Origin of the sequence: Pseudomonas sp. S4_EA_1b, assembly GCF_016307435.1 — a bacterium.
Classification (GTDB): domain Bacteria; phylum Pseudomonadota; class Gammaproteobacteria; order Pseudomonadales; family Pseudomonadaceae; genus Aquipseudomonas; species Aquipseudomonas rhodesiae.
Genome location: NZ_JAEILC010000097.1, coordinates 99,479 through 124,717, shown reverse-complemented (window position 1 = coordinate 124,717; position 25,239 = coordinate 99,479). Strand labels below are relative to the sequence as shown.

Sequence of the window (25,239 nt, the reverse complement as noted above, 5' to 3'; positions counted from 1 at the left end):
GGGCCAGCAACAACACCCCATAACAACAAGGAGGCCTCTCGTGAGCGTTATCAGTAAATCCATTCTCCTGGTCGACGACGACCAGGAAATCCGCGAATTGCTGCAAACCTACCTCAGTCGCGCCGGCTTCCAGGTGCGGGGCGTGGCCGATGGCGCGGGGTTCCGTCAGGCGATGAACGACGCGCCGTGCGATCTGGTGATCCTTGATGTGATGTTGCCGGACGAAGACGGTTTCAGCCTGTGTCGCTGGGTTCGCCAGCACCCGCGCCAGGCGCAGGTGCCGATCATCATGCTCACCGCCAGCTCCGACGAAGCCGACCGCGTGATCGGCCTGGAGCTGGGCGCCGATGACTACATCGGTAAGCCGTTCAGCCCACGTGAGCTGCAAGCGCGGATCAAAGCGCTGTTGCGCCGTTGTCAGTTCGGCCAGGAGCGCAACACCGGTGGCGACGTGGTGGTGTTCGACGAGTGGCGCCTGGACATGATCAGCCACCGCCTGTTTCACGTCGATGGCGAAGAAGTGATTTTGTCCGGCGCCGACTTTGCCCTGCTCAAATTGTTTCTCGATCATCCCCAGGAAATTCTCGACCGCGACACCATCGGCAACGCCACCCGTGGCCGCGACCTGATGCCGCTGGACCGTATCGTCGACATGGCGGTCAGCCGTCTGCGCCAACGCCTGCGCGATACCGAAAAGCCTCCACGGCTGATCCGCACCGTGCGCGGCAGCGGCTATCAACTGGCAGCCAACGTGGTTGCCGGCAATGCCCACTGAACCAGTAGCCGAACGTCGCCGCCGCTTTCCGGTGCCACGCTCGCTATTGGGGCGCATGTTGTTGCTCACGCTGCTGGTGGTGCTGTTCGCCCAGGCGCTGTCCAGCGTGATCTGGGTCTCGCAATTGCGCGCCACCCAGCTCGAAGGTCTGGTCACCAGCGCGCGCAGCCTGGCGCATTCGATGACCGCCAGCGTGAGTTACTTCCGTTCCCTGCCGGTGGCCTATCGCCCATTGGTGCTCGACCAACTGCGCAGCATGGGCGGCACTCGCTTTGTGGTGACCCTCAACGATCGCCCCCTCGACATGCAAGTGCTGCCTGAAACTCCGCGCAAACAAGCGGTGCTGGTAGCGGTGGATGAAGTGTTGCGCCAGACCCTGGGCGCTGATGTGCACATCTCAGTGGAATTCGTCAGCGCCGAAGACCTGCGGATTTTCAACGCGGGCCTCAAGCTCGATGAATTGCCACGGTCCTGGGCCCATTACGCGCTGACCCTGGAGCCGGTGAACCCGCCAGTGCTGGTGACCCAGATCCAACTGGCGCCTGGCGAATGGCTGTATATCGCTTCGCTGCTGCCCGAACCCTACACCAGCCTCGAAGAACAGGGCCTGCCGTCTCAGCAGGTGTGGTTCATCGTGTTGACCAGCGGCCTTCTACTGCTGTTTATCGGTTTGTTGGTGCACTGGCAGAGCCGGCCCCTCAAACGCTTGGCGCGGGCGGCGCGGGACATGTCCCTGGGCGCCGACGTCGAACCGGTAGCCGAAGGCGGCGGCAGCGAGGTGGTAGAAGTGGGGCGTGCATTCAATGCCATGCGCGAACGCATCAGCCGCTACCTGACCGAGCGCAGCCAGTTGTTCAGTGCAATTTCCCACGACCTGCGCACGCCGATCACACGTCTGCGCCTGCGCGTGGAGCTGCTTGAAGATGAGAACCTGCAAGCCAAGTTCGGTCGCGACCTGGATGAGCTGGAACTGCTGGTCAAGGGTGCGCTGCAATGCGTGAAAGACACCGATATCCACGAGAACATCCAGCCGGTGGACCTCAACCATGTGCTCGAATGCCTGGTGGAGCCCTACGTGGCGCCCAGCGGCAACGGCCGCGTAACCCTGGACGGCATGGCGCTGGCGACGTACCCGGGCAAGCCGCTGGCCCTCAAGCGCTGCATCGGCAACCTGATCGACAACGCGTTGAAGTACGGGCAAAACGCTCATCTGCATATCGAGGACGATGGCGTGCAGTTCATCCTGCATGTGGACGACGAAGGCCCCGGGGTGCCGGAGCAGCGTCTGGAGCAAGTCTTCGAACCGCACTTTCGGCTCGCCGGCCAACAACAGGGCTACGGCCTGGGGTTGGGTATCGCACGCAACATCGCCCACAGCCATGGCGGCGAAGTGAGTTTGCAGAACCTGCGCGAGGGCGGCTTGCGCGTCACCCTGCAACTGCCCCGAACCCTGGACTGATAAGACTATCGGACAAATATGGGAGGGGCGGTGCGACGATTCGACTGGCCCCCGATAGCAGTGGCTCAGTCAGCCCATTTGCCGCCGACGCACTGCTATCGAGCACACCCTCGGCTGCAATGGTTTTCTCTGGTGTATCAGATGCTTTGGCGCAGCCGCGCCAGATCCCGCAGCGGTGGTGCGCCGAACAAGCGGCTGTACTCGCGGCTGAACTGCGATGGGCTTTCATACCCCACCCGATAGCCTGCCGCCGACGCTTCCAACCCTTCGGCGATCATCAGGCGTCGCGCTTCCTGTAAACGCAGCTGCTTCTGGTACTGCAGCGGGCTCATTGCCGTGATCGCCTTGAAGCGATGGTGCAAGGTCGACACGCTCAGGTTCACTTCCTTGGCCAGGTCATCGATGCGCAGGGGTTGCTCATAGTTGCCGTTGAGCCATTTGATCGCCTGGCTGACTCGATGGCTCTGGCTGTTGGCCACGGCAATTTCATACAGCCGATAGCCCTGCGGCCCACGCAGCAAGCGGTAGAGGATCTCCCGATTGATCAACGGCGCGAGCATGGCGATATCTTTGGGCGTGTCCAGCAAACGCGCCAGGCGCAGCACGGCGTCGAGCAGCTGGGTGTCGATGCGGTCCACGTACATCCCGCGGGAGGTCGGGCGCGTGGGCACGCCCATGGGGCCGGCTTCGGCGATCAGGGCGGTCAACAGGGCCGGGTCGATATTGATACGCACCGACAGGTTCGGGTCCTCGGGTGTGGCGTCGATGATCCGCCCGGCCACCGGCATCGCCACCGAGAACACCAGGTAATTGAGGGGGTCGTAGGCGAAGACCTCGTCGGCCAGGCGCACTTCCTTGCTGCCACTGGCGAGGATGCACAGCGCGGGCTCCACCAGCACCGGCGCGAAATCCCGCGGCGTGTTGTGGCGGTTCATGAACAGCGAAGTAATTGCCGTGCCGTAAGAGCCGTCTTCCCAGGTATGCCGATGCACGATGCTGGCGAGTTCGGCACGCTGTTTTTCCATCTCGGCATCGAGGGGCGGGGAGAGGTGGTCGAGCGACGGCATGGGATGTCCTCTGGGCGGTGCTTGGATGGAGCTCAGCTTAGTGGCGGCTATTGAAAAAGTGTTAGGTCGATTCTGCACAATCCTTGCCTGATCCTGCGGCCCGTCGTGAATCAGGCAAGCCCGTTACCGGTCACGGGCCTGTAATACGGCGTTCTTGCTTTGCCTGAAACCGCGGGTCTGCACAGCGGTTTCAGGCTTCTCGCAGGATTGTGCAATAAGCCGGCAGGAATCGACTAACCGACTGCGCGCCCGCGCCGCTATTGTTGATCCTGTGGCAACACGCCCCTCACTGTGCTTGCCGAGCATCACTTCTCAACGGGAGAGTCGAATATGTCCACCCCCATTCCCGCAAGCCATATGGCCTTTATCCGCGCCCGCAGCGGGTGCAGCACCGAACTGGGTGCACGCTTGAGCAGTTTGATTGAACCGGGCCGTCAGGCGCAGGGTTGTCTGCAATTCTCCTTGCAGCATTCCCAGGTCGACCCCGATGTGTGGCTGGTCTCAGGTTTTTGGAGCAGTGAGCAGGCGATGAGCGCTTACTTCAACTCGCCGGCCCTGATGATCTTTACCGAGCTGTTGAACGACATGGTCGTGCGCAGCATGGACTTCCAGACCTTCACCGATGCGTCCGCCGCCCACGCCTATGGCGAGTACCTGCAACTCGCCGGTTGAAGCGGTTTAGAATGGCCGACTTTTCATTGGCCAGGACCTGCAATATGGCACGTAAACAATTTGCCCATCACGAAGCCGTTTCCGCTGTTGTACCGGGGGAAGGGGGCTACAGCGCCGCCGTCGCCGTGAAGGCGCTGGACGGCATGGGCGCCCCACGGTTTCACAAGATCCTCGACGGGCAGACGTTCAAGACGGCTTCGGATGCCGATGATGCGGCCGTCGTGCAGCTTGAGCAGTTGGTCGATGTCGATGAAGAGGGTCAACTGACCTGGGCGAATGCCGCCAGCTGAAACTGCGGCAGGGGCCTTCGGTTATTTCAGTCAGGGTTTGCTGGCGCCTGGGCGGTACATCTTGAACAGCGCCTCCGGCCCTAGCTGGAAGTAGTCCGCCGGGCCTCCGCCGCGCAGAATCGGCTCGGCCGCGGCGGTGTCATAGATGCCGTCCTTGAGCAGCCATTTGGCGATGTGCACCGCAACCACTTCGCCCAGCACCAACCAGCTCGGTACCAGGGTTTGATCGGCGCGTTGCAGCTGGATGATCTGGGTGACTTTGCATTCGAACGACACCGGGCTTTCACCCACCCGTGGCACGCTGACGATCTTCGACGCCACCGGTGTCAGGCCGGATAACGCAAATTCATCCACCTCGGGCGCCACCGCCGCGCAGCTCTGATTCATCTGCTCGGCCAGCGGGCGAGTCGCCAGGTTCCAGACGAACTCGCCGGTCTGTTCGATATTGTTCAGGCTGTCTTTGCGCCCAACGCTGGAGAACCCAATGATCGGCGGAACGTAATTGAACGCATTGAAGAAACTGTAGGGCGCCAGGTTCAGGCGGCCTGCTTGGTCGTGGGACGAAATCCAGCCAATCGGCCGGGGACCGACGATGGCATTGAACGGATCATGAGGCAGGCCGTGGCCGTTGGCGGGTTCGTAGAAGTGGATATCGTCAGGCATGGCCGGGTTCCTGCTGCGGGGGTTCTGGAAGGCAGCCATAGTGCAATCCATAGCGACGAATTTCCATCCGCCCATAGAATTTTCATTCAGCGTCCACCTCTTTTTCACAGCGGCCCGTTCAGTCTGCGCCAAGGTCGACACCCCTTATAAGACTGAGCCTCGGAGCCTTCTACCGCATGAATAAACTTCCTCAGATCACCCTGGCGTTCTGGGTCATGAAAATCTGCGCAACCACCCTGGGCGAAACCGCCGGTGACTTGCTATCGATGACCCTCAACGTCGGTTACGCCCTTAGCTCGATGATTTTGATCAGCGTGTTCCTGGTCACTCTGGTGACACAACTTTGGTCGAAAACCTACAACCCGGTGCTGTATTGGATCGTGATTTTATCCACCAGCACTGCAGGCACTACCATGTCCGACTTCATGGATCGCACCCTGGGCCTGGGGTACGCCACCGGTTCGATGATTCTGATCGTGATACTGATGATCATCTTCGCCCTGTGGCACCTCAGTGGCGACTCACTGAACGTGAACAAGGTGCAGACGTTCCGAGGCGAGTTGTTCTATTGGATGGCCATCCTGTTTTCCAACACCCTGGGCACGGCCCTGGGCGACTTCCTGGCGGATGATTCGGGGTTGGGCTTCGCTGGCGGAGCATTGCTGATTGGCTCGACCATCGCAGCGGTGGTAGCGCTCAAGTACTTCACCCAAATCTCGTCGGTGCTGTTGTTCTGGGTGGCATTTGTGTTGACCCGGCCGTTTGGTGCGACCTTGGGCGACTTCTTGACCAAGCCCTATGAAAAAGGCGGCTTGGATTTCGGCACCATTGGGTCCTCGGCGGTATTGGCTGCGGTGCTGGTGGTGATGATTGCTGGGGCGTCGTATGCACAGCGGCGGTATGGCCGGAGCCCAATAGCAGAGGTGTCCTGACTCAAAATAATGAGATGGTCACCTTGCAGAAAAGGCGGGAACCCTAGATGTGGGAGGGGACAAGCCCGCTCCCACATTTGTTACTGCACGCAACCGTTAGTTCGTAGTAATCCGCGAATGTTTGCGAGTGTCTTTCATGGTCACGTAGACCATCAGCGACACCGCGATGCAGGCAGTCACGTACCAGTAGTAACCGGTTTCCATGCCGATGCTCTTGAACCACAGCGCGATGTATTCCGCAGTCCCGCCGAAGATCGATACGGTCAGTGCATACGGCAGGCCCACGCCCAGGGCGCGGATTTCGGTGGGGAACAGTTCGGCTTTGACCACCGCGTTGATCGAGGTGTAGCCGCTGACGATGATCAGCGCCGCCATGATCAGGAAGAACGCTCCCCACCAGGTCTGGATGGTGTGCAAGGTGGTGAGGATCGGCACGGTGAACAGCGTACCGAGGATGCCGAAGGCGATCAGGATGGGGCGGCGACCGATCTTGTCCGACAGCCCGCCGATGATAGGTTGCAGGCACATGAACAGAAACAGCGTTGCCGCCGAGATGGTGGTGGAGTCGGAAATGCTCATGCCGACGGTATTCACCAGGTACTTCTGCATGTAAGTGGTGTAGGTGTAGAAGGCCAGGGTGCCGCCCATGGTCAGGCCGACCACGGTCATCAATTCCTTGGGGTGACGCAGCAAGGTGCGCATGGCGCTTTCCTTGGCTTTTTCCTTCTTGGTAAACGACTCGGTTTCTTCCATGCCACGACGCAGGTACAACGCAACCACGGCACACAGGGCGCCGATGGCGAACGGAATACGCCAGCCCCAGGCGTAAAGTTGTTCGGTGGTCAGCACTTGTTGCAGCACGATCAACACCGCCAGCGCGATGAGCTGGCCGGAGATCAGGGTTACGTATTGGAAGCTTGAGAAGAAACCACGGCGTTCCTTGGTTGCCATCTCGCTGAGGTAGGTGGCCGAGGTGCCGTATTCGCCACCCACCGACAAACCTTGCAGCAAGCGGGCAAACACCAGCAGGATCGGCGCGCCGACGCCGATGGTTTCATAGCCGGGGCTGAGGGCGATGATCAGCGAGCCGAAGCACATCAGCAGCACCGAGGCCATCAGCGCGGCCTTGCGCCCTTTGTAGTCCGCATACAAGCCCATCAGCCAGCCGCCGATCGGGCGCATCAGGAAGCCCACGGCGAAGATCGCGGCGGTGTTGAGCAATTGGGCGGTGGTGTCGCCTTTGGGGAAGAAGGCTTTGGCGAAATACAGCGAGAAGGCGGCATAGACGTACCAGTCATACCACTCGACCATGTTGCCCACCGAGCCGCTGAAGATCGATTTGATCCGGCTGGTGGTGGTGCGTTCTTTGGCCGGCGAAGCCGCCGACCCCGCAGGCAGGGTGTTGGAGTTATCCATCGAAGGATCCTTCATCTAGTTGTTTTTATGGAGCAGCGCGAGCGTTGCCTGGCTGGGGCTGTAGCAGGAGCTGTGCCAAGGGGATGAAGGCCCGGTTTAGAAGGGTTTGAGGAGAATTTTGAGCGAAAAGTCGCTGATGATTTTGGTGGTGATGAGCGGAAATCCGCTCATTCGTCCGGCAGAAACATTTCTCGGGTCAGGCCGTGGCGCTGCATTTTTTCATTGAAGGTGCGCCGCGGCAGTTGCAGTTCCGCGAGCACCGCTTTGATATCGCCCTTGTGTCGGGTCAACGCAGCTTTCAGGCACTGCGCTTCAAAGGCTTCCTGCTGCGCCGCCAGGGATTGCCCGGTTTCGACAGTGTCCGGTTCCGGCTCGCCCAGGCCCAGCACCTGGCGTTCGGCAACGTTGGCCAACTCTCGCACATTACCCGGCCAGTCATGGCTGAGCAGACGCCCCAACTGCGCGCCGCTCAAGGGCTCAACATGGCGCCCAAGGCGCTCGGCGGCGCTCTGGGCGAAGTGCTCGTAGAGCAGGGGAATGTCTTCGCGCCGCTCGCGCAGCGGCGGCAGGCGCAACTGTGCGACGTTCAGGCGATACGCCAGGTCTTCGCGAAAGCGTCCGGCGCGGGCCTCTTCCAGCAAATCGGGTTTGGTCGCGGCGATGATGCGCAGGTCCACAGGGATGCTCTGGTTGGAACCCAGGCGCTCCAGCTTCTGCTCTTGCAGTACCCGCAGCAGTTTGACTTGTTGGGCCAGGGGCATGCTTTCGATTTCGTCGAGAAACAGCGTACCGCCGTGGGCGTATTCCAGTTTGCCGATGCGTTTGCCCTGGGCCCCGGTAAAGGCGCCGCTTTCGTGTCCGAAGAGCTCGGCCTCAAACAGCTGCTCGGGGATCGCCGCGCAGTTGAGCGCCACGAACGGCTTTTTCGCCCGTGGACCGAAATCATGCAGGCAGCGCGCGACCAGTTCCTTGCCGCTGCCGGTCTCGCCACGGATCAGCACATTGACCGGCAGCGCCGCCAGATCCAGCACTTGGCGGCGCAGGTTCTGCAGCGCGCGGGACATGCCGAGCAAGCTCGATTCCAACTGCGCGCGCTGCCCGGCCTGCTGGTGCAGGCGGCGGTTTTCCAGGACCAGCCCGCGCTTGTCCAGGGCGCGGCGCAGGCTGTTGAGCAAGGCGTCGGGGCTGAAGGGTTTTTCCAGGAAGTCGTAGGCGCCGTCGCGCATGGCTTCCACGGCCATCGGCACATCGCCATGGCCGGTGAGCAGAATCACCGGCAGGTCCGCATCGCGCCGCTGCACTTCGGCCAGCAGTTCCAAGCCGCTGAGCCCGGGCATGCGCACGTCACTGAGGATGACTCCGGCAAAGTCCCTGGGCAGTTGTGCCAGGCATTCCTCGGCGCGACTGAACAGTTGCACCTCAAAACCGGACAGGCTCAACCATTGTTCGACGGCCGTGCGGATACTGGCTTCGTCATCGACCACCATCACAGCGTTCAGCATAGGTCCGGCGTCTCCAGCGCGATGGGCAGGGTCAGGGTGAACACCGCGCCGTCGCCTCGGTTAGCGGCGATCAGGCGTCCGCCGAGTTCGTGCACGATGGCGTAAGACACCGCCAGCCCCAGGCCGAGCCCGTCGCCCACCGGTTTGGTGGTGAAAAACGGGTCGAACACACTGTTCAAGTGTTCTTCGGCAATGCCGCCGCCGCTGTCGCTGACGGTCAACTGCCACAGCTGCTGGTCGGCGTGCAGGCGGATTTCCAGGCGCTTGCGCGGTTTGTCGGCCATGGCATCCAGAGCGTTGCGCAGCAGGTTGATCAGCACCTGTTCCAGGCGGATCGCGTCGCCGCGTACCCAGGCAGGGCGGGTCAGGTCCAGCACAGTGCCGATGTTCTCGTCGCGCAGGCGCGCGTCGAGCAAGTGCAGGGATTGGTCGACCACGGTGGCCAGGTCCAGGCGTTCGCGCAGGCCGCTGGGGCTTTTACGCGCAAAGGTCTTGAGATGGCCAGTGAGCGCGGCCATGCGCGTGAGCATATCGTCCAGCGGCGCAAGAGCCTTGTAGGCGTCGTCCACGCGGCCATGGTCGAGCAGCAGGCGCAGGGTGGCCAGTTGCATGCGCTGGGCTGTCAGCGGCTGGTTGATTTCATGGGCCAGGGCCGCCGACATCTGCCCCAGGGCCGCCAGCTTGGCGGACTGCACCAGGCCATCCTGAGCAGTGCGCAGGGCTTGGGTGCGCTCTTCCACCAGGCGCTCCAGCTCTTCGCGACTGCGCTGGCGCAGGCGTGCCAGGCGCCAACGCTGGGTCAGGAACAGCACCAGAAACACCAGCGCCAGCCACGAACCGGCAGCAGCCAGACCGGCATTGCGTTGGTCTTCGAAAGCGAACTGGGGTTTGCGCAACAGGTGCAAGGTCCACCCTTCGGCCTTCAGCGGCAGGGATTCCCAGATGTAATTGGCACTGCCGTCTGGGCCGTTGACGCGCATCAGGTGACTGTTTTCGTCGAAGCGTTGCAGGGGCTGAGTGTCCAGCGGCTGCAGCTGTTTCTTATCGTATTGGCGGGTGGCCTTGAGTTCGGCGAGGTCGCTGTCCGACAGCGGTCGCAGGTTGCGGTAGCGCCAGCCCGGCTGGTTGGCGATAAATACGATGCCACGCGCATCGCTGACCAGCAGCAGATCATTGCCCTGGGCCCATTCGCGCTCAAGCTCGGGAAACTCCAACTTGACCACCATGGCGCCGAGGAACTGCTCGTGCTCGTCCAGTACCGCGCTGGACAGGAAATAGCCGGGAATGCCCGTGGTCACCCCCACCGCATAAAAACGCCCGGTGCCCTGGCTGCGGGTCTGGCTAAAATAAGGCCGGAATGCGTAGTTGTGGCCAACATAACTGCTCGGCAAGTTCCAGTTACTGGCCGCGACGGCCAGACCGGTGCGATCCATCAATTCCAGGGTGGACGACTGCGCGGCGCCGTTGATGCGTTCCAGCTTGCGGTTGAGCAAGTCCTGGGTGGCGCCGTCCAGCGGACCTTTCAAGGCGTTGATCATTTCCGAATCCAGCGCCAGCACCGCAGGCAGGGCGCGGTAGCGTTCGATCAGGGTGTGCAGGGAGTTGGCATACAGCGCCAATTGCTGATTGGCACGGGCGGCATCGTCCACCAGGGCTTGGCGTTCGGCATGCCGCGTGGCCAGGGCGGCGGCCAGTACCGCACCGGCGATGATCAGCAGGGAGTAGAAGGTCAAACGCAGGGGGCGAGGGATCACGATCATACGGTGATGAACAGGCACGGTAAGGGGAGTGCACCATAGCATGAGCAGCAGCGGTCTTGGGGTGCGCCAGGTCATTGTAAATGGGCAGGTTGCGCAGGTTTTGCGGCAAGCCCGTCATTGAGAAATCGGCAGGCAATAAAAAAGCGACCGTGCTGATCGCAGCGGTCGCTTTTTCTGTCGCTCAGGCAGTGCTTATTGCACTTCTACCGCCAGGCTTTCACTGATCTTTTTCTGCCAGATGGCAGGACCGGTGATGTGGACGGATTCGCCCTTGCTGTCCACCGCCACGGTGACCGGCATGTCTTTGACCTCGAACTCGTAGATCGCTTCCATGCCCAGTTCGGCGAAGGCCACCACGCGGGACTTCTTGATAGCTTGCGCCACCAGGTAGGCAGCGCCGCCCACGGCCATCAGGTACACGGCTTTGTGGTCCTTGATCGCGTCGATGGCGGTCGGGCCGCGTTCGGATTTACCGATCATGCCCAACAGGCCGGTCTGATCAAGGATCTGACGGGTGAACTTGTCCATCCGCGTGGCGGTGGTCGGGCCGGCTGGGCCGACTACTTCTTCGCGCACTGGATCAACCGGGCCGACGTAGTAGATGAAGCGACCCTTGAGGTCCACTGGCAGGGTTTCACCCTTGTTCAGCATCTCGACCATGCGCTTGTGCGCCGCGTCGCGACCGGTGAGCATCTTGCCGTTGAGCAACACGGTTTCGCCCGGTTTCCAGCTCTGCACGTCTTCCGGGGTCAGGGTGTCGAGGTTGACGCGGCGGGCAGACGGGCCGGCCTCCCAGACGATTTCCGGGTAGGCGTCCAACGGTGGTGCCTCCAGCGACGCCGGGCCCGAACCGTCGAGCACGAAGTGCGCGTGACGGGTGGCGGCGCAGTTGGGGATCATGCACACCGGCAACGAGGCTGCGTGGGTCGGGTAATCCATGATCTTCACGTCGAGCACGGTGGTCAGGCCACCCAGGCCCTGGGCGCCAATGCCCAGTTGGTTGACCTTCTCGAACAGCTCCAGGCGCATCTCTTCGATACGGTTCTGCGGGCCGCGTTTTTTCAGCTCGTGGATGTCGATGGATTCCATCAACACTTCCTTGGCCATCACGGCGGCTTTCTCGGCGGTGCCGCCGATGCCGATGCCGAGCATGCCAGGTGGGCACCAGCCGGCGCCCATGGTCGGAACGGTCTTGAGCACCCAGTCGACGATCGAGTCGGACGGGTTGAGCATGGCCATTTTCGACTTGTTCTCGGAGCCGCCGCCTTTGGCCGCCACGTCCACTTCCACGGTGTTGCCCGGAACGATGGAGTAGTGGATGACCGCAGGGGTGTTGTCCTTGGTGTTTTTACGCGCGCCGGCCGGATCGGCGAGAATCGAGGCACGCAGGACGTTTTCCGGCAGGTTGTAGGCGCGACGCACACCTTCGTTGATCATGTCGTCCAGGCCCATGGTGGCGCCATCCCAACGTACGTCCATGCCCACGCGCACGAACACGGTGACGATACCGGTGTCCTGGCAGATCGGGCGATGGCCGGTGGCGCACATGCGCGAGTTGATCAGGATCTGGGCCATGGAGTCACGGGCCGCTGGCGACTCTTCGCGCAGGTAGGCTTCGTGCATCGCCTGGATGAAATCCACGGGGTGGTAGTAGGAAATGAATTGCAGGGCGTCGGCAACGCTCTGAATCAGGTCGTCTTGCTTGATCACGGTCATGAGTCGCGCTCCTCTATAAGACGGGAACATTCAATAAAGGTGGCATCAGTGGGGTGCATCGGTCGGCTGAGGCCACCTTTCCAAGGCACGCCAAGTGGTGCAGGCGCGACGCTAAAAAGGCGCGGCAGTATAACCCGGCGCGGTGGCCGATACACCCGACTATGGTCAAACTGTGCCGAGCGTGATTCCCTGTGCACGCCTTTTGATGCGAGATGTTCCATGCCTGAACTGCATGTCGGCGAACGCCATTGGTCGGTACCCACCGGCAGTAACCTGTTGGATGCCTTGAACCAGGCGGGCGTGGCCGTGCCTTACAGTTGCCGGGCCGGCAGTTGCCATGCGTGCCTGGTACGGTGCGAGGGTGAGGTGGATGATCGCCAGCCGGAGGCTTTGAGCCCTGCGCAACGCCAGGACGGCTGGCGCCTGGCGTGCCAATGTCAGGTGAGCGGGGACGTGCAGGTCGAGACATTTGATCCGCTGCGCGATGGCGTAACGGCCGAGGTCGTGGCGACGGATTGGTTGACCCCGAGCGTTTTGCGCCTGCGCGTGCAAGCGCAACACAACCTGCGTTATCGGGCCGGGCAGCACCTGGTGCTGTGGGCGGGGCAGGTGGCGCGGCCGTATTCCCTGGCGAGCTTGCCCCAGGAGGACGGGTTCCTGGAGTTTCATCTCGATTGCCGCCAGCCCGGTCAATTCAGCGATATCGCCCGCCGGTTGCAGGTCGGCGAGCGTTTGGTCCTGGGCGAATTGCGCGGCGGCGCCTTGCACTATGACCCTGATTGGCAATCCCGGCCGCTATGGCTGCTGGCCTCGGGGACAGGGCTGGGCCCTTTGTGGGGCGTGTTGCGCGAGGCGTTGCGCCAGGATCATCAAGGGCCCATCCGCGTGATTCACCTGGCCCATGACGCCAACGGCCATTATCTGGCCGAACCCCTGGCGGCGCTGGCCGCCCGCCACCCGCAGTTGACCGTGGAGCTGTGGACCGCGGCTGAGTTGACCCAGGCATTGGCGCAACTGCGGCTTGTTTCCCGGCAAACCCTGGCCTTACTCTGCGGGAGCCCTGCCAGTGTCGAAGCGTTTTCCAAGCGTCTGTTCCTGGCCGGACTGCCGCGCAATCAACTGCTGGCCGATGTGTTCCTGCCCCGTGGTTGAGCGCTAAATTCCACCGCCGCGAGACTCGCCATGACCGACGCCATCCTCCAGCAACGTGACGGCGGGCTGCTGACCCTGCAGCTCAATCGCCCGGACAAGAAGAACGCCCTGACCCGAGCCATGTACACCCGCTTGGCCGAGGCGCTGGAACAGGCCGATGCTGACCCGCAGATCAATGCCGTACTGATCCAAGGCAGCAGCGAATGCTTTACCGCCGGCAACGACATCGGCGACTTTCTCGACCAGCCGCCCAGCGACTTGGACACCCCGCCGTTTCACTTTATGAAGAGCCTGCTCAACTGTCGCAAACCGGTGATCGCCGCCGTGGCCGGAGCAGCGGTAGGCATCGGTACGACCCTGCTGCTGCACTGCGACCTGGTGTACGTCAGTCGTGATGCGCATTTGCGCATGCCGTTCGTCAACCTGGGGCTGTGCCCTGAGTTCGGTTCCAGCCTGATCCTGCCGCGATTGCTGGGGCACGCCAAAGCCGCCGAGCTGTTGCTGTTGGGCGAAGGGTTTACCGGTGAGCAGGCCGCCGCATGGGGCATCGCCACCGAAGCCTTGGGCAGTGGTAAGGCGACGTTGGCCAAAGCCAGGCAAATCGCTGAGCGTTTCGACACCTTGGCGCCGGGCGCAGTGCAGATCACCAAGCAACTGATGAAAAGCGTGGACCGCGAGCAGTTGCGTCAGGTGATCGAAGAGGAGGGGGCGTTGTTTACCCAACGGTTAAGGTCGCCGGAGGCGATTGCGGCGTTGTCGGGGTTCGTCACTCGACGCTGATCGTAAGCAAGGCCTTCTATCACGAAAAGCAAAAAGCCCCGTCACTTGCATGACAGGGCTTTTGTTTTCAGCGATCGATCACTCAGACCATTGGGTCGCCAACGTGCAGGATCTTCATGCCGTTGGTGCCGCCGATGGTGTTGTAGCTGTCGCCCTTGGTCAGGATGACCCAGTCGCCTTTCTCCACAACGCCGCGCTTGAGCAGCTCGTCGATGGCCGCCTGGCTGACTTCATGGGGTGGCAACGACGCCGGGTCGAACGGTACGGTGTAGACACCCCGGAACATGGCCGCGCGGGCCTGGGTTTCGCGGTGCGGGGAGAACGCGTAGATCGGAACCGACGAACGGATGCGCGACATGATCAACGGTGTGTAGCCACTTTCGGTCAGAGCGATGATCGCTTTCACGCCTGGGAAATGGTTGGCGGTGTACATCGCAGCCAGGGCGATGCTCTGGTCGCAGCTTTCGAACACTTTGCCGATGCGGTGGCTGGAGGTCTTGCTGGTCGGGTGCTTTTCGGCTCCGACACAGATACGCGCCATGGCCTGGACGGCTTCCAGCGGGTACGGGCCGGCGGCGCTTTCGGCCGACAGCATGACGGCGTCGGTGTAGTCCAGCACGGCGTTGGCCACGTCGGACACTTCGGCGCGGGTCGGCATCGGGTTCTGGATCATCGACTCCATCATCTGGGTCGCGACGATCACCGCTTTATTGTGGCGACGTGCGTGCAGGATGATTTTTTTCTGGATACCGATCAGTTCGGCGTCGCCGATTTCAACGCCCAGGTCGCCACGGGCAACCATCACGGCGTCGGAAGCCTTGATCAGCCCGTCGAGGGTTTCGTCATCGGCCACGGCTTCGGCGCGTTCGATCTTCGCCACCAGCCAGGCGGTACCGCCGGCCTCGTCGCGTAGCTTACGGGCGTATTCCATGTCAGCGGCGTCGCGGGGGAAGGACACTGCGAGGTAGTCCACTTCCATTTCGGCGGCCAGCTTGATGTCGGCTTTGTCTTTTTCGGTCAGGGCCGGTGCGGTCAGGCCACCACCGCGACGGTTGATGCCTTTATGGTCGGACAGTGGCCCACCGATGGTCACGGTGCAGATCAGCTCAGTGCTGGTGGCGGTGTCGACGCGCATGACCACGCGGCCATCATCCAGCAGCAGCTCGTCACCGACGCCGCAGTCTTTGACCAAGTCCGGATAGTCGATACCCACGACTTGCTGGTTGCCTTCGGTCAGCGGGTGGCTGGTGGAGAAGGTAAAGGTGTCGCCGATCTTCAGTTCGATTCGCTTGTTGGCGAATTTGGCGATACGGATTTTCGGGCCTTGCAGGTCGCCCAGCAACGCCACGAAACGGCCGTGCTTGGCGGCGAGATCACGCACCAGCTTGGCGCGAGCCTTGTGCTCGTCGGGGGTGCCGTGGGAGAAGTTCAGACGGGCAACGTCCAAACCAGCCAGAATCAGCTGTTCGAGGACTTCCGGCGAATTGCTGGCCGGGCCAAGGGTGGCGACGATTTTGGTACGACGGACGGACATGCACAGACTCCTGAGTTCAAGCGCTGAGGAAGGCTACTATGCTCTTTCGTTGTAGTCATTGTTCGTTTGCACTACTTATCGAACATTCACTTGTTTTGGCAGTGGGCTAAAAGATGAACGACCTTGAAGATTTTCGACGAAGGGTCGATACACTCCACAAGACAGGAGAACCCTCATGCGAATTTTGCTCGTTGCTGCCCTGGCCGTCAGTGTTGTCGGCTGCACCCGCTGGTCGATGGACCATCATTTGAATAACGCCTACCGGGCTTATGGGGTCGGTGATTGCCAGCGCGTCACCCTGGAATTGTCCCAGGTGGACCGCGAAAGCCGCAGCCGTCGGTATGTGCAGCCGGAGGTCTCGATGTTGCGTGGGCAGTGTCTGGAACGGCAGAAATTGTTCGTTGATGCGGTGCAAACCTATCAATTCATCATTACCCAGTACCCCTCCAGTGAGTACGCCTACCGCGCCCGCGCGCGTCTCGACACCCTGCAACAACTGGGGCACTACCGAGGCGCCAGCGCTGCTCAACCACGTCCTGCCTCTTTATAAGGATATTTGCTATTGGTTAACTGGCCCGTTGCCAGTCTTGGGCTATCCTTTGGATGATCGTTTGTACAAGTTTCTATTCGAACGAATGAGGGGCCCGGATTCGGCGGCTGTCTAGTGTACAACGCAATGTGTTGTCACACCGAGATCCAGGGAGAGCGAGCGTTTATGCTCGTTCCGAATCACTGGCACGGCCAGAGTCATGGCCACTGGATGGCGATCTCACCATGTTTACCGACCGACGGATCGAGCGGCATCAATTACCGAGTTTCTTGCAAGTGTTTAACCGTCTTACCGACAAGCCCATTGGTTTTCTGGGCAATGCCTCGGAAGACGGACTGATGTTGATCAGCCTATTGCCCATGATGATTGATGTGGATTTTGAGCTGCGGTTAAAGATTCCTGCGGCGGATGGCGACTTTCATGCCATTGATCTCACCGCGACGTGTTTGTGGAGTCACGAAGACATCAACCCGCAGCACTACGATTCCGGCTTTCGCATCATCAGCGCCAGTGAGGAATATGGGCAATTGATCAGCGTTTTGGTGCATTACTTCAGCTTTGATCCTTTGCAGGCGTCTGCCTAGCGCTAAGCGTTGTCGGCTCGGCATGGGCTTCAGAGCCCCTGTCGTGTCGAGCACAGCTTTTAGAACACGCCAGCTTTTTTCCAACCCAGATAACGAGTCACCAGGGCCGCGCCCATCTCCGAAGGCAAGGTATCCAGTACTGACAGGCCATGTGCGTTCAGTCGGTCATGCAATTCGTCGCGTCTGGTGAGGTAATCCACGGTGCCGCTGTAGGCCAGGGCCTCAGGTAAGGTTTGCACGGGGGACTGCCGCAATTGGTCCAATACCTCCTCGCGCAAACTGGCCACCAGCACTCTATGTTGGCGGCCGATGCGTTTGACGGCCGCCAGCAGCGCTTCATCGTCCTCATCCCGCAGGTTGGTGACGATGACCACCAACGCCCGACGCTTTTGCCGAGCCAGCAATTGGTTCGCCGCTGCGAGGTAGTCGGCCGCCCGGCGGGTCGTGTCCAGGTCGTATACCGCGTTCAACAACAGACTCAACTGGCCGCTGCCTTTAACCGGTGCCAGGTAGCGGGGCTGATCGCCAGCAAACGTGCATATCCCCACCGCATCGCCCTGGCGCAAGGCGACATAGCTAAGCAGCAGGCAAGCATTGAGGGCATGGTCGAAATGGGACAGTTCATCGTCCTGGCTGCGCATGCGGCGGCCGCAATCGAGCATGAACACGATCTGCTGGTCGCGTTCGTCCTGATACTCCCGGGCGATCGGTGTGCGTTGTCGCGCGGTGGCTTTCCAGTCGATCTGACGCAGGCTGTCGCCTTCGCGAAATTCACGTAATTGATGAAACTCCAACCCCAGGCCGCGTCGTTGACGCTGGCGAACCCCCAGCTGGCTCAGCCAGTTATCCACACCCAGTAATTGGGCGCCGTACAACCGGGCGAAATCCGGGTATACGCGGGTGACATCCTGGGTTTCGATAAAGCGCCGTGCCGACCATAACCCCAAAGGGCTGGGGATATGGATTTCACAGCGGTTAAATGGGAAGTGGCCACGGCGCAAGGGGCGCAGGCGATAGCCCAGTTCACTGCGTTCACCGGGGCGTAGTTCGATGGTTTGCGGCAGGTTGTCGACGTTCAGCCCATCGGGAACATGGTCGAACACCTGTACCTTCAGTGTTTGTGCAAAAGCGTGTTCCAGGCTCAGGCGAACGTCGCCCCAGCGTCCTAGCGCCAGACTGCCGGGCATTTGCCGTTGCAATCGCGGAGTAGGCCGGTGGCGCAGGCGCAGGGCATCCAGCACGGCCAGCAGTAACAATGCTAGGAGCAAGCCCCAGGCCACCGAGTGCAGTGTGTCGGGCACCTTCAGGTGCAGCGCTGCCGTGGCGCCCAGCAGAATGCTCAGGCCCAGCAGCACGCTGAGCCAGGTTAATAGCAGACGGGTCGGTTTCATGGGCGATTCATTGCCGCGGAGCCGGGATCTGGTCCAGCAGTTGCTTGAGTACCTGGTCGACTTCCAGCCCGTCGATATCCAGTTCTGGCGCAATACGTACCCGATGCCGCAACACCGCTAGGGCACATCCTTTGATGTCATCCGGAGTGACGAACTCGCCGCCGCGTAGCAAGGCTCGGGCACGGGCGCCACGCACTAGCGCGATTGAGGCTCGCGGCCCCGCGCCGATGGCCAGCCCTGGCCAGCTTCGGGTCGCTCGCGCCAGGCGCACGGCGTAGTCGAGTACGTGTTCGTCCAGGGCCAGTTCGCTGGCGATCTGTTGCAGTTGCATGACATCGTCGGCCTGCAGCACGGTGCGCAAGGGTTGCACATCCAGCATATCGGCCCGGGATGAACGCGTGACCTCGCGCACCATATCCAATTCCTGCTGCGCTTCTGGATAGTCGATGCGCACTTTGAGCATGAAGCGATCCAGTTCGGCTTCTGGCAGGGGATAAGTCCCTTCCTGTTCGATGGGGTTCTGGGTGGCCAGTACCATGAAGGGCTGACCGATGGGCAGCGCCTCGCCTTCCAAGGTCACTTGCCGCTCTTGCATGGCTTCGAGCAGAGCGGCCTGGGTCTTGGCCGGGGCGCGGTTGATTTCGTCGGCCAGTAACAGGTGGGTGAAGACCGGGCCTTTGCGCAGCTTGAATTGTTCGGTGTGCAGGTCATACACGGCATGGCCGGTGACATCGCTGGGCATCAGGTCCGGCGTGAATTGGATACGCGCGAAATCGCCATCGAAGCAGCGTGCCAATGCACGTACCAGTAAGGTCTTGCCGAGGCCGGGTACGCCTTCGAGCAATACGTGGCCGCCGGCGATCAGGGCGGTGAGCACATCATCAATGACCTGATCCTGCCCAATAACGGCCTTGCGCAGTTCGACGCGTAAGGCCTGGGCCTGTTGGCTGGCGCGATGCAGGGTTTCGCCGGTCAGGGCGGTGGGGCTTGGAAAATCGCTCATAGGGCATTCCTGAGGGTTTGCAGGCATGCCACCTGCCGGCTGAAATCGGCGCTGGAAAGCCGCTTTTCCGGGAGTGGGCCGAGGGCCTGGCTGATGACATGAGAAGGTTGATGCGTCAGGTGTTCGAGCACCTGCCACTGTTGTGCATCATCAAGGTGTTCGAAGCCGGGATGGCGACGCCTGGCGGCGCGCAGGATATCCCGTTGCAAGGCCTGCACCAGCGTGCGTTGGCCATTGCGGCGCAGCAGGAAGTCGGCGCTGGCTTTCAGATGTTCCTGCAGTTGCCGACGAGCCTTGGGCGCGGGTGCCTGGATAGGTCCCTGGCGCATAGCCGCGTGCCACAGGGCCAGGGCGATCAAGGCCGTCAGCGCTACCAGTGCTTGGGGGAAATAGCGCAGCAGCAGGCTGAACAGATCGTCCACATCACCGTTGGCCAACAGAGTCACGGCCGTGCCCTGTGTCAGGTACCACAGCAACCAGGCATTGTCGTGCTTACCGATATTTGCGGTTTTCCACAAGTCGCTGTCGGTGATCACGGTCACGCGACCCTGGCCGAGGTCGAGTTGCATCAGATGACTCGACTGGGCGCTGTTGGCGGAAAATTGCGCCAGATGCTTGGGGTCGGTGAGGTTGAAAGCGGTATCGAAACCGAAATAGGCCGGGGCGGTTTCATTATCGATATAGAGCCTGGTCAGGTCGGGTGTTTTCTCTTTGCGCGCTGGCGCGGGCTCTTCGGGCTCGTCGCTGAGCACTTGGCGTATCTGCAGGCGGTCGAGTAAGAGATCGCCACTTTTGCCGGTTTCTTCATCCCACAGGGCTTCTGCTACCACCAGCAGGTGGCCGCCGGAGCGGGTCCAGTCCAGCAACTGCTCAACCTGACGGGGAGACATATTGCTGCGCTCCGTCAGTAGCAGAAGACTATGGTGTTCAGACGGGAGGTCGGCCAGGCGATCAAGGCCAAAGGCATGGTCCACGGGCAGGCCCTGCTTACGCAGAAAGTGCTCGGCGGCCAGATAAGGGTTGGCTTGCGCTTCAGGGGAAGGCCCGCGGTCGATTACCTCGTCGTAGGGCGTGGCTTTGCTCCAGGCATAAAAACCAGCCGCTGCGAGTAAACACACCAGCAGTAGCCCTGCCCACATTAAAAGCCGGTTCATTGGGGCCCCCCCGAACTGAACAGGGCACGCCAATCGCTGCAGAGTTTTTGCTGGATCGTGGTGGGTGGAAGGCGGTGGCCGTAAGCGAGGTTCTGCCAGTGCCGGGTCAGTTCATCACTGAAGGCCAGCAATTGCGGCTGTTCCAGTTGGTGAACGCGTTCCAGCACTTGCCCTTCGGTGTCGGCACTTTTAAGGGGGAGATTGAAATCATGCAGTAAACGGCTCAATAGGCCGCGATAAAGCAGACCGAGAGCTTCCCTGGGCTGGGTGGCCCAAAGTTGCTCGGCGGTGCTGGCAATATCCGTGGGCAAGGTCTCGGCGCCCAGCGCCAGGCCGAACAGTTGCGTGGGGGCAGGCTTGACGACTTTGGGGCTGGCAGGCGCGCGCCGGCTGACAAAAGTGCGCAGCCAATCACGATAGCGCCACGCCACTAGGGCCAGGCCGCCAATCAGCAGGCTCCATAGCAGTACTTCCAAGGCCTGGGCAAAATGCTTGAAGGTATCGCTGTTAAGGTTGTCCAGAAGCGCCTGTAGCCACGCTGGAAGTTTGCTATCACCGCGGTCCTTGTTCTTTACGGTGGGTTTGTCATCGCCAAAGCGATAACGGGTGACGGTTTCCGGGTTCTTGAACGGGGGCTTGTCCAGCAGCGCCTTGACTGACTGGCTTGCACTCTGAGTGCTCAGCGGCTTCGATTCATCGGCCATGGCGGGCGGATTGATGGGCAGCAATGTCAGCCCGATCACCAGCAATAGCAGAGGGGCCGCTGTGCTCAGCCGTTGGCGCAGACGCCGGAATACCAGTTCCAGATCCCAAGCCTCCAGCACGGTGCGGCGGTTGAGATAGAGGCTGAAACCACAGGCCACATAGATCGGTTCCCAGAACACCAGTATCACGGCATAAAACGCGTTACTCAGATGCTCCAGCCACAGCCCTTCAGAGCTGGTGGCCAGTATGAGCCGCTGCCAATCCCAGCTCTGTTCGACGTTTTGCGGAATGAAGAGATAGAACAGGGCCATGCAACCGAACCAGAGCCCGATTTCCAGATGCACTCCAACGGTGGTCAGCCAGCGCGCGGCGCCGGCGTCACGCTGTTGCAAAACGCCCAGGCGCTTTTGACGCGCCTGGCCATCCAGACCTTCCAACTGGGTGACCGGCATGACGAAGCTGCGGCTGAGACTGAGGCGGCGCCAGGTCAGGCTGGCCAACAATTGCCCCTTGAGCAGACGCGGCCACTGGCGTACCGCCTGTTTAAGGCTGGGCGTGTCACCGAACAGCGCCTTTGACAGGATATAGAGCGGCAGGCGATCGAATGCCGGCTTGAACCACCAGAACAGGAATATGGCGGTGGAGGGGTATTTCCACAGCGCTGCGCTGAGCAGAATGAACACCGGCAAGGTCACCAGCGCCCAACTGGCCGTTAGTAATAAACGATGTTCCCTGGCCATCAGGACACCAAGGTCCATGGCTTCCCAGGCGGTACGCGGACGAATCGCCACGCTGACATCACTCAGGCGCATGTTGAGTCCGCCCTGCAAAGATAAGGTACGCCGCGACCAGCAGCCACAATACGGCGCCCACCAGGTATTTGACCCATGCCGCAATGACCGTGGTGGACGACCAGTAGGCTTCAATGAACGCGGCAATCAGCAGGAAGACCATGACACCACAGAGCAATTGCACGCTCTTATGTGCCGCGAGCCTCAAGGATTCGCCCCGCGTCAGTCGCCCCGGCGAGATCAGTGCCCAGCCCAGTTGCAAACCCGCTGCCCCGGCGAGGGCAATGGCTGTCAACTCGAATGCACCATGACCGACGACGAATGACCAGAAGGTCTGCCCGTAACCGATCTCGGTCAGGTGTCCGGACACCGCGCCGATGATCAGCCCGTTGAAGATCAGGAAGAACACGCTGCCCAGGCCAAACAGCAAGCCGGCGGCGAATGTCTGGAAGGCGATGCCAATGTTGTGCATCACGTAATAGCCGAACATCATCCAGTCCTCGCTCGATGCGCGCTCGGCGGCGCGGCCCAGGCGACTGGCATCGGGGTCGTACATGTCCTGCATCTCAGCCACCTGCTGGGGGCTGATGATGCTGTAGATCAGTTCGGGAAACAGGTAGACCAGCAGCGCTATGCCCAGCAGGCTGCCAAAGAACAGCACGCTGGCCACCGCTACAAAGCGCCACTGTTCGCGTACCAGCCGCGGAAAACCGGCCAGGACAAAACCCAGCATGCTGGCGCCCAGTTGGCTGCGGTGACGATAAAGTTGCTGATGGCCGCGCAGGGCCAGTTGCTGCAGCGGGTCCACCAGATAGCTGCTGTAGCCGCGCTCCTGAGCCAGCGCCAAGTGCTGGCAAAGGCGCCGGTATTGATGAGGGAAGTCGGCAACATCGCTCGCTTTAGCCGTGCCTCGTTCCAACCGATTGAGTTGTTCGGCAAAAGCTTGCCATTGGGGCTGGTGACGGCTTTCGAACAGGCTCTGCTTCATGTTGGCCCCAGGAGGCCGCGGGCCACGCCGTTGAGTTGTTGGGCCGCGCGAGCTGGGGAAACCTGCAGGGACGGCGCGAGGATAGCGGCCAGTTCGTGTACCCGTTCAGCGGACAATTCACCCTGGCGTTCGGCAAAACCCAGAATGGCCCGTTGTTCATTCAGGTCCAGGGCAAAGGGCAGGCGCAGGGCTGCCGCCTGAGGAATCTGAGGACGTGGTAGAGGGCGTTCGCGGTAGACCACCAGCGTGCCGGCGGCGAGGTCGCCGAGGCGTTTGAAATGGGGATGTTGCAGGCAGCTGATGGCGCCAAGAAAGTAGCCAAAAGGCAGCATGTCGACAAATCGCAGCAGGTTGCGGATCAGCGAGGCCGACCAGCCGACGGGTGTACCGTCGTCCTGTACCACACGCAATCCCATGACTTGCTTACCCGGCGAACAGCCTTGGTTGAGCACTTCGAACAGCACCATGTACCACCAACTGACCAGGAACAGCAGCAACGCGCCGAGGCCGAGACCTACATTGCCGAGCAACGCCAGCGGCACCATGAGCACGCCCATGATCACGCCGCGCGCCACCAGGTCGAAGGCAAAGGCCAAGACCCGGGGTACCAGGCCGGCCGGGCGCAACGGTAGGTCTATACCTTCCGGGGTTTCGATCTGGTAGCGCGTATCCAGTGGGGTTGATGGCATTGCGATCCTTGGCAGTGCAGAGCGGCTGGGAGAGACGGATGCTAGCAGTGTCGGCGATGGAAGCAACCATTCAAGATTTTGCTGGATGTTTATACAGTTAAATTGCTGCTGGCCGCGGATGTGGTTCCACGCCTAGACTTTGTCGATCTTCAGTACAGGAACAGCCCGTGAACTCCATTTTCTGGTACGACTATGAAACCACCGGCATCAATCCGCGCAGTGATCGCCCTCTTCAGGTAGCCGGAATTCGTACGGACCTCGAACTCAACGAGATCGGCTCTGCGCTCAATATTTATTGTCAGCCCGCCGACGATATCCTGCCTCATCCCGCCGCCTGTGCGATCACCGGTATCACCCCGGCGATCCTGGCGCAAAAGGGCTTGGCCGAGGCCGACTTCATGACCCGTGTACACGCCGAGCTGGCCGCTCCTGGGACTTGCGGCGCTGGCTACAACACCTTGCGGTTCGATGATGAGATGACGCGCTACAGCTTGTACCGCAACTTTTTCGACCCTTATGCCCGCGAGTGGCAGGGCGGTAACAGCCGCTGGGACCTGATCGATGTGGTGCGCACCGCCTACGCTTTGCGCCCGGATGGTATCGAGTGGCCGCAGCAGGACGGGCGCGTGACCCTCAAGCTGGAACGCCTGACTGCAGCCAATGGAATCGATCATGGCCAGGCCCACGATGCGTTGTCCGATGTGCGCGCCACTATTGCTCTGGCACGGTTGGTCCGCGAGAAACAGCCCAAGCTCTATGATTGGCTCTTCCAATTGCGCAGCAAGCAACGGGTGATGGATCAGGTGCGCCTGTTGCAGCCGATGCTGCACATCTCCGGGCGGTTCTCCGCCGAGCGTCATTATTTGGGCGTGGTATTGCCTTTGGCCTGGCATCCGCGCAACCGCAATGCGTTGATCGTCTGCGACCTCGGGCTCGATCCGCAGGGGCTGCTGGACCTGGATGCAGAGACCTTGCGTCAACGCCTTTACACCCGCCGGGATGAGTTGCCCGAAGGTGAGCTGCCGGTGCCGCTCAAGCTGGTGCACATCAACCGCTGTCCAGTGGTCGCTCCGCTGAGCGTGCTGCGGGCCGAAGACCGTGAGCGCCTGCAACTGGACTTGGAGATCTGCCAGGCGCGGGCGCTGCGGCTATCTGACGCACAAGAAGTTTGGTGCGATAAGTTGGCGGCCATTTATGCGCAGGAAGAATTTTCTTCGACGACGGACCCGGAACAGCAGCTGTATGACGGTTTTATCGGTGATCGTGATCGGCGGTTATGTGAACAAGTCCGCCTGGCTGAGCCTGCTCAATTAGCGCGTCAGCAGTGGCCGTTCGATGATCAGCGTTTGCCTGAATTATTGTTCCGCTACCGTGCGCGTAACTTTCCCGACACCTTGAACAATCAGGAGCAACAGCGCTGGAAACTTTTCTGTCAGCAACGTTTGTCTGACCCGCAATGGAGTGCGCCAATTACCCTAGAGGCATTTAAGCAGGCCAGCCAGGAGTTGGCTGTTAGTGCGACACCGTTTCAGCAGCAGGTGCTGGCACAGTGGCAGGAATATGCCGATTCTTTAGCGGCTCGTGTGAACCTGTAGTCGATTTTGCGCAATAACACGGGCAATAAAAAACGCCAGCAAGCTGGCGTTTTAATGTGCTGCGTAGCAGG

Annotated in this window: 23 protein-coding genes; 10 read left to right on the top strand and 13 right to left on the bottom strand. The window is 61.0% G+C overall.

Annotated elements, in window-relative coordinates; translation table 11 throughout:
- The first annotated feature begins 40 nt into the window (after positions 1–40).
- Together YA0848_RS26995 and YA0848_RS26990 are read left to right on the top strand one after the other, a co-directional pair.
- Complete coding sequence (locus YA0848_RS26995; protein WP_034100258.1) at positions 41–775, top strand: response regulator; 735 nt, start codon at positions 41–43, stop codon at positions 773–775.
- Positions 765–2,234 (top strand): ATP-binding protein, encoded by a 1,470-nt coding sequence (locus YA0848_RS26990; RefSeq protein ID WP_034100255.1) that lies wholly within the window; start codon positions 765–767, stop codon positions 2,232–2,234. The genes YA0848_RS26995 and YA0848_RS26990 overlap by 11 nt, the downstream gene beginning before the upstream one ends.
- 137 nt (positions 2,235–2,371) lie before the next feature.
- On the opposite strand, the gene YA0848_RS26985 is transcribed toward YA0848_RS26990, so the two are convergent.
- Positions 2,372–3,301, bottom strand: coding sequence for an AraC family transcriptional regulator (locus YA0848_RS26985; protein ID WP_169868208.1), 930 nt, complete (start codon positions 3,299–3,301; stop codon positions 2,372–2,374).
- A gap of 330 nt (positions 3,302–3,631) precedes the next feature.
- On the opposite strand from YA0848_RS26985, the gene YA0848_RS26980 reads away from it, so the two are divergent.
- A complete protein-coding gene (locus tag YA0848_RS26980; protein WP_034100252.1) occupies positions 3,632–3,973 on the top strand; it encodes an antibiotic biosynthesis monooxygenase family protein in 342 nt (113 codons plus the stop codon).
- A gap of 44 nt (positions 3,974–4,017) precedes the next feature.
- A complete protein-coding gene (locus YA0848_RS26975; RefSeq protein WP_034100250.1) occupies positions 4,018–4,263 on the top strand; it encodes a hypothetical protein in 246 nt (81 codons plus the stop codon).
- 30 nt (positions 4,264–4,293) lie between these two features.
- On the opposite strand, the gene YA0848_RS26970 is transcribed toward YA0848_RS26975, so the two are convergent.
- Complete coding sequence (locus YA0848_RS26970) at positions 4,294–4,926, bottom strand: flavin reductase family protein (RefSeq protein WP_034114995.1); 633 nt, start codon at positions 4,924–4,926, stop codon at positions 4,294–4,296.
- Between the two features lie 176 nt (positions 4,927–5,102).
- On the opposite strand from YA0848_RS26970, the gene YA0848_RS26965 reads away from it, so the two are divergent.
- Positions 5,103–5,858, top strand: coding sequence for a COG4705 family protein (locus tag YA0848_RS26965; protein WP_047881973.1), 756 nt, complete (start codon positions 5,103–5,105; stop codon positions 5,856–5,858).
- Between the two features lie 96 nt (positions 5,859–5,954).
- Here the strand turns inward: YA0848_RS26965 and YA0848_RS26960 are convergent, their stop codons facing one another.
- The 4 genes from YA0848_RS26960 to YA0848_RS26945 form a co-directional block, all read right to left on the bottom strand.
- Positions 5,955–7,274 carry an MFS transporter gene (locus YA0848_RS26960; protein ID WP_034100245.1) on the bottom strand — a complete coding sequence of 440 codons (1,320 nt, stop codon included), beginning with the start codon at positions 7,272–7,274 and terminating at the stop codon, positions 5,955–5,957.
- Between the two features lie 167 nt (positions 7,275–7,441).
- On the bottom strand, positions 7,442–8,776 hold the full coding sequence (locus YA0848_RS26955; protein ID WP_169903337.1) for a sigma-54-dependent transcriptional regulator: 1,335 nt from the start codon (positions 8,774–8,776) through the stop codon (positions 7,442–7,444).
- Positions 8,770–10,536, bottom strand: coding sequence for a sensor histidine kinase (locus YA0848_RS26950; RefSeq protein ID WP_034100241.1), 1,767 nt, complete (start codon positions 10,534–10,536; stop codon positions 8,770–8,772). Before YA0848_RS26950 ends, YA0848_RS26955 begins: the two co-directional genes overlap by 7 nt.
- 192 nt (positions 10,537–10,728) lie before the next feature.
- Positions 10,729–12,252 carry a fumarate hydratase gene (locus tag YA0848_RS26945; protein WP_034100239.1) on the bottom strand — a complete coding sequence of 508 codons (1,524 nt, stop codon included), beginning with the start codon at positions 12,250–12,252 and terminating at the stop codon, positions 10,729–10,731.
- Positions 12,253–12,471: 219 nt separating this feature from the next.
- Between YA0848_RS26945 and YA0848_RS26940 the strand changes: the two genes are divergently transcribed.
- Together YA0848_RS26940 and YA0848_RS26935 are read left to right on the top strand one after the other, a co-directional pair.
- Positions 12,472–13,404 (top strand): iron-sulfur-binding ferredoxin reductase, encoded by a 933-nt coding sequence (locus YA0848_RS26940; RefSeq protein ID WP_169903338.1) that lies wholly within the window; start codon positions 12,472–12,474, stop codon positions 13,402–13,404.
- 30 nt (positions 13,405–13,434) lie between these two features.
- Entirely contained in the window at positions 13,435–14,184 is a 750-nt protein-coding gene (locus YA0848_RS26935) for an enoyl-CoA hydratase-related protein (protein ID WP_034100235.1), read from the top strand.
- An 82-nt stretch (positions 14,185–14,266) separates the two neighbouring features.
- Here the strand turns inward: YA0848_RS26935 and pyk are convergent, their stop codons facing one another.
- Positions 14,267–15,718 (bottom strand): pyruvate kinase, encoded by a 1,452-nt coding sequence (pyk, locus tag YA0848_RS26930; RefSeq protein WP_034100233.1) that lies wholly within the window; start codon positions 15,716–15,718, stop codon positions 14,267–14,269.
- 175 nt (positions 15,719–15,893) lie between these two features.
- On the opposite strand from pyk, the gene YA0848_RS26925 reads away from it, so the two are divergent.
- Positions 15,894–16,268: a tetratricopeptide repeat protein gene (locus tag YA0848_RS26925; protein WP_169868216.1), complete on the top strand. Its 375-nt coding sequence runs from the start codon at positions 15,894–15,896 to the stop codon at positions 16,266–16,268.
- A gap of 224 nt (positions 16,269–16,492) precedes the next feature.
- Entirely contained in the window at positions 16,493–16,852 is a 360-nt protein-coding gene (locus tag YA0848_RS26920) for a pilus assembly protein PilZ (protein WP_034100229.1), read from the top strand.
- Between the two features lie 59 nt (positions 16,853–16,911).
- Here YA0848_RS26920 and YA0848_RS26915 read toward each other — a convergent pair whose 3' ends face one another.
- The 6 genes from YA0848_RS26915 to YA0848_RS26890 are packed head-to-tail and all read right to left on the bottom strand — an operon-like array spanning position 16,912 to position 23,573.
- Complete coding sequence (locus tag YA0848_RS26915) at positions 16,912–18,243, bottom strand: DUF58 domain-containing protein (protein ID WP_169903339.1); 1,332 nt, start codon at positions 18,241–18,243, stop codon at positions 16,912–16,914.
- Between the two features lie 7 nt (positions 18,244–18,250).
- Complete coding sequence (locus tag YA0848_RS26910) at positions 18,251–19,246, bottom strand: AAA family ATPase (protein WP_034100226.1); 996 nt, start codon at positions 19,244–19,246, stop codon at positions 18,251–18,253.
- Positions 19,243–20,400, bottom strand: coding sequence for a DUF4350 domain-containing protein (locus tag YA0848_RS26905; protein WP_169903340.1), 1,158 nt, complete (start codon positions 20,398–20,400; stop codon positions 19,243–19,245). The genes YA0848_RS26910 and YA0848_RS26905 overlap by 4 nt, the downstream gene beginning before the upstream one ends.
- Positions 20,397–21,917, bottom strand: coding sequence for a DUF4129 domain-containing protein (locus YA0848_RS26900; protein WP_047881980.1), 1,521 nt, complete (start codon positions 21,915–21,917; stop codon positions 20,397–20,399). The genes YA0848_RS26905 and YA0848_RS26900 overlap by 4 nt, the downstream gene beginning before the upstream one ends.
- Positions 21,904–22,884, bottom strand: coding sequence for a stage II sporulation protein M (locus YA0848_RS26895; RefSeq protein WP_169903341.1), 981 nt, complete (start codon positions 22,882–22,884; stop codon positions 21,904–21,906). The genes YA0848_RS26900 and YA0848_RS26895 overlap by 14 nt, the downstream gene beginning before the upstream one ends.
- Complete coding sequence (locus YA0848_RS26890) at positions 22,881–23,573, bottom strand: RDD family protein (protein WP_034114983.1); 693 nt, start codon at positions 23,571–23,573, stop codon at positions 22,881–22,883. The genes YA0848_RS26895 and YA0848_RS26890 overlap by 4 nt, the downstream gene beginning before the upstream one ends.
- Positions 23,574–23,740: 167 nt before the next feature.
- On the opposite strand from YA0848_RS26890, the gene sbcB reads away from it, so the two are divergent.
- Positions 23,741–25,168 carry an exodeoxyribonuclease I gene (gene sbcB / locus YA0848_RS26885; protein WP_184316086.1) on the top strand — a complete coding sequence of 476 codons (1,428 nt, stop codon included), beginning with the start codon at positions 23,741–23,743 and terminating at the stop codon, positions 25,166–25,168.
- The last annotated feature ends 71 nt before the right edge of the window (positions 25,169–25,239 follow it).